Genomic DNA, 3324 nt, shown 5'->3' with positions numbered 1-3324 from the left:
GTAACCAGTAAACCCTGTTTTCCTTGCCATAGACACCATCCCTGTCTTCCCCCACATGATGTGGGGGTTTTTTTTATCAGGTACTTAGAAAAAATCCCTTATAAATCAACCTTTCTTGCAACAGCCATAAGCAGTTACAAGAAGGATATAGCGTTACGGGTGTAGACAAGATGTAGACAACATTGTCACACCGCCAACCCGCCGCCGAGAGGGTTTAACGTTACTGCGTGTTGCAGGTAATCAGGTGCAAGGTGAGCATAAACCATCGTCTGTTGTATGCTGGCGTGCCCCAGAATTTGCTGTAACGCAATAATGTTCCCCCCGTTCATCATGAACCAGCTTGCAAATGTATGCCGAAGCACATGCGTGGCCTGCCCGCGTGGTAAATCGGGCTTAACCTGTCTGAGCCGTTCGCAGAAGTTTTCATAGTCAACTTTGAACAGTGGCCCGGTGTCGCTGGTCTTGATCTCTTTCTCCAGTTCTTCCGATATGGGAACCGTGCGCTTTTTCCCATTTTTGGTCTTAAGGAACGTCACGCGCCCGTGATTAACTTGCTCACCGCGCAGCGTGCTGCCTTCACCCCAGCGTGCGCCAGTGCTGAGGCATAGCAGTGCAACGCGTCGATCGTCGCCGGTCAGAGTGTCCAGTAATTTGCTGATCTCTGATTTGGCGAGATAGGTCATAGCTGGGGGCGCTTCTTTCAGTGGTTCCAGACCCTTACAGGGGTTATCCTTCCTGAACTCTTCCAGCTTTATCAACGTGCTGAACATCCCGGACAAACGGTAAATATCCCGATTGATCGTTGCTGCACTGATACCGTCTTCCAGCCTTTGGCTTCGGTGCTGTGCAATCATTCGCTTGTTCAGTCGGTTAACGGCTGGATCACCCAACGCCCTGATCGTTTTATTCAGGTGCCGTTTTTCAATCTCGCCATTTTCCTGAGTCTGTCCATACAGCAGCCACCAGGTATCTAACAACTCGCTTAAGGTGCGGCGGTCAACGCTCGCGCCCAGCCATTCTTTTTTGTCGGCGTTGGCTAGTACATAACGCTCAAAAAGAACTGCCTCTTGTTTCTTCTCAAATCGCCTGCGGATACGTTTTCCGTTACGTCCGCGCGGCCATACGTCCACTTCATATTGACCACCTTCGAGCTTCTTAATCGACATAAGAAAGCCCTCTGGCGTTTATTTCTCCATCCTGATAACAGATAGTGAAAATGTAATGTTTATAAACGGTTAACCAGTTTGTTTCTCGGAGCGGTCTGATCCAGTTGACTCTGGCCCAATGTGTGCGAGGGCCGGTGCGATTTGACCAGCTTGAGGGGCGGTCTTATCTGTCATGAGCCAGAGCGTGTATTTTGCAAAGCGGGGATGTTGTGTGATCTTTAACAAGATTTCACTACCAACGCCTTCTCTTCTCCCCATCTCGTAATGCTTTTGAGTGCCTGCCGGAATACCTGTCAATTCAAAGAATTGAGTTCTGGATAGCCCTTCTGCATCCCTTATAGCTCGAATTTTTTCCCCAATCCCGCTTGACTGGGTCTCATTTGATACCATATCCTTCTCCTTGCTGGGTCTCAATTGATACCATTAAGATGAAATGGCAACCGCCAATATAAGCAGTTACAAGCCGAAATAAGCGCCTAGCGCCAATGGGGATTATGACACATGACAGAGAAAGAGTTAGAGGGGTTCATTGAAGTGCGTCACGCCGTTGACGCGGTTCCATACCCTAAATTTGCCGAGTTAATCGGTAAGAAGCCCGCCACGGTTAAGAGCATGATTGAAGACGGTAAGTTGCCGATCATCCCGTGGAAGAACCCGGAAAGCCTGGGCGCCCGTGCTGAGAATTGGATCTATATTCCTGAGTTCAATCGTGCAATGCGTGACGCCTACTACAACCGTCCGAGAGAGCAGCGCGACGCTTGGTTGCTGTGGATCGGTCTTTGAGGTTATCGCGATGAGCCAGAAAACAGCCAACCACGAAAACCGGGTGCGTGAATGCAACGACATTCTGGACACCCATTTAAAAGATATGCAAACGGGATTCATGATTCGCACCAATAGCGGCGAGTTTATGATCAGGGATAAAAAGCTGATTAAGAAAATAACCAAAGACGTGGCCCGCCATGTTGATGGTGAATTGATTAAATTGGGAATGTGAGGGGGCTTTTGTGGCTGTGCAATTAATACAGTTAAGTCGTCATTCATATTTATATCGTGGCTTCACTATTCTGAAATGCCCGCGTAATCCATTTACGTTTAAGCACTCTTATCGTATTTCCAGCAATGGTGATTATTACGGGCGTGACTTTGCTTTAGCGGAAGCCATGCGCACGGTTGATCAGATGTATAAGCAAGGGGGCAGTAATGCACGATGAAGGCCCATCACTGGCAAGCCTGCTTAAGCACGGGTGCCAGGTCACACACTTCAAGAACTCACGCGGCTGGCTGGAAACGCCGGACGGAAGATTTTTTAAGCCCGAACAGGCGAAGGTTCAATTTATCAAAGGTAAAAATAAACCGTTTATTTATACCCAAAGAATAAATAAAGGATTCCTGCTTGTACTGGCTGAATTATTTAAAAAGCTAATTAAGTAATTCGGTTTTAAAAAATCAACTCTGTTTTCTCCGCCTCTCTATTAAGTGGCGGCGGTTCAACTCATTCTTTTTTGAGGAAGAGATAATGACCAGACGTGATCAGTATAGCTTCATTTTGCATGTTCTTTTACCTGCTATCGAAAATGAAGGTTTAACCATTAAAACCCGCCGTGATGGCGAGTTAACCCTTTCTGCCAGTGGGTCAGTAACCACCAATTTTATAAGCAATCTGCGCCAGCACTGCATTGAAGAGTTGCAGCGCCCTTCTATTCCAGCTTCCCATTACGGAGTCCTGTAAAATGATCCGCCCGTTCATCAAATGGGCAGGGGGTAAACCCCGTGTCCTTCCTGACCTGCTGCCGCACCTTCCTAAAGCCGACTGCCTGATCGAACCGTTCGTAGGCGGCGCATCGGTATTTCTGGCGACTGAATACCGCCGCTATGTGCTGGCTGATATCAACCCGGATCTTATTAACCTGTATCGGGAAGTCACCCGTTACCCGGACTTAGTGATCGATGCGGCCCGCGAACTGTTCAACAGTAAGAACAGCCCGCAGGGATACAACGAAGTCCGCGCCGCGTTCAATAAGCAGGTGGGTACGGTTAAAAGCGGTGGGTTGCGTTATGGCGCTGAAATGGCGTGCATCATGCGTGCTGCTCAATTCCTGTATCTGAACCGCCACGGTTATAACGGCTTATGCCGTTACAGCCGTAAGACCGGCTT

Annotated in this window: 8 protein-coding genes; 6 read left to right on the top strand and 2 right to left on the bottom strand. The window is 48.5% G+C overall.

What is annotated here, in order from left to right:
• Nucleotides 1-185: 185 nt before the first annotated feature.
• Together RDN66_RS13145 and RDN66_RS13140 are read right to left on the bottom strand one after the other, a co-directional pair.
• On the bottom strand, nt 186-1166 hold the full coding sequence (locus tag RDN66_RS13145) for a tyrosine-type recombinase/integrase (protein ID WP_016246739.1): 981 nt from the start codon (nt 1164-1166) through the stop codon (nt 186-188).
• A 69-nt stretch (nt 1167-1235) separates the two neighbouring features.
• Nucleotides 1236-1556 (bottom strand): DNA-binding transcriptional regulator, encoded by a 321-nt coding sequence (locus RDN66_RS13140; RefSeq protein ID WP_016246740.1) that lies wholly within the window; start codon nt 1554-1556, stop codon nt 1236-1238.
• Nucleotides 1557-1667: 111 nt separating this feature from the next.
• Here RDN66_RS13140 and RDN66_RS13135 point away from each other — a divergent pair, with 111 nt between their 5' ends.
• The 6 genes from RDN66_RS13135 to RDN66_RS13110 all read left to right on the top strand — a co-directional run.
• The gene (locus tag RDN66_RS13135) at nt 1668-1949 is read left to right on the top strand and encodes a Cox family DNA-binding protein (RefSeq protein WP_021312625.1); all 282 of its coding nucleotides are present in this window, start codon (nt 1668-1670) and stop codon (nt 1947-1949) included.
• A gap of 10 nt (nt 1950-1959) precedes the next feature.
• Nucleotides 1960-2163, top strand: a complete 204-nt coding sequence (locus RDN66_RS13130; RefSeq protein WP_044597448.1) for a hypothetical protein — start codon at nt 1960-1962, stop codon at nt 2161-2163.
• 10 nt (nt 2164-2173) lie between these two features.
• Entirely contained in the window at nt 2174-2380 is a 207-nt protein-coding gene (locus tag RDN66_RS13125; RefSeq protein ID WP_071882583.1) for a DUF4761 family protein, read from the top strand.
• Nucleotides 2370-2600, top strand: coding sequence for a phage filamentation protein Fil family protein (locus tag RDN66_RS13120; protein WP_044597449.1), 231 nt, complete (start codon nt 2370-2372; stop codon nt 2598-2600). Before RDN66_RS13125 ends, RDN66_RS13120 begins: the two co-directional genes overlap by 11 nt.
• Nucleotides 2601-2685: 85 nt before the next feature.
• On the top strand, nt 2686-2898 hold the full coding sequence (locus RDN66_RS13115; RefSeq protein WP_044597450.1) for a hypothetical protein: 213 nt from the start codon (nt 2686-2688) through the stop codon (nt 2896-2898).
• Nucleotide 2899: 1 nt separating this feature from the next.
• Nucleotides 2900-3324 (top strand): Dam family site-specific DNA-(adenine-N6)-methyltransferase (locus RDN66_RS13110; RefSeq protein ID WP_308537904.1); only part of this gene is annotated, 425 nt, incomplete at its 3' end.

Origin of the sequence: uncultured Kluyvera sp. (assembly GCF_902485085.1) — a bacterium.
GTDB lineage: Bacteria > Pseudomonadota > Gammaproteobacteria > Enterobacterales > Enterobacteriaceae > Kluyvera > Kluyvera ascorbata.
Note: the sequence above shows the minus strand (reverse complement) of the source record. Positions and strands in the feature narration are given on the sequence as shown.

Excerpts from the sequence above, each read along its gene's own strand:
- RDN66_RS13130 (WP_044597448.1), top strand. The coding sequence starts at position 1,960 with ATGAGCCAGAAAACAGCCAACCACGAAAACCGGGTGCGTGAATGCAAC.
- RDN66_RS13140 (WP_016246740.1), bottom strand. The coding sequence starts at position 1,556 with ATGGTATCAAATGAGACCCAGTCAAGCGGGATTGGGGAAAAAATTCGA.
- RDN66_RS13145 (WP_016246739.1), bottom strand. The coding sequence starts at position 1,166 with ATGTCGATTAAGAAGCTCGAAGGTGGTCAATATGAAGTGGACGTATGG.
- RDN66_RS13135 (WP_021312625.1), top strand. The coding sequence starts at position 1,668 with ATGACAGAGAAAGAGTTAGAGGGGTTCATTGAAGTGCGTCACGCCGTT.
- RDN66_RS13120 (WP_044597449.1), top strand. The coding sequence starts at position 2,370 with ATGCACGATGAAGGCCCATCACTGGCAAGCCTGCTTAAGCACGGGTGC.
- RDN66_RS13115 (WP_044597450.1), top strand. The coding sequence starts at position 2,686 with ATGACCAGACGTGATCAGTATAGCTTCATTTTGCATGTTCTTTTACCT.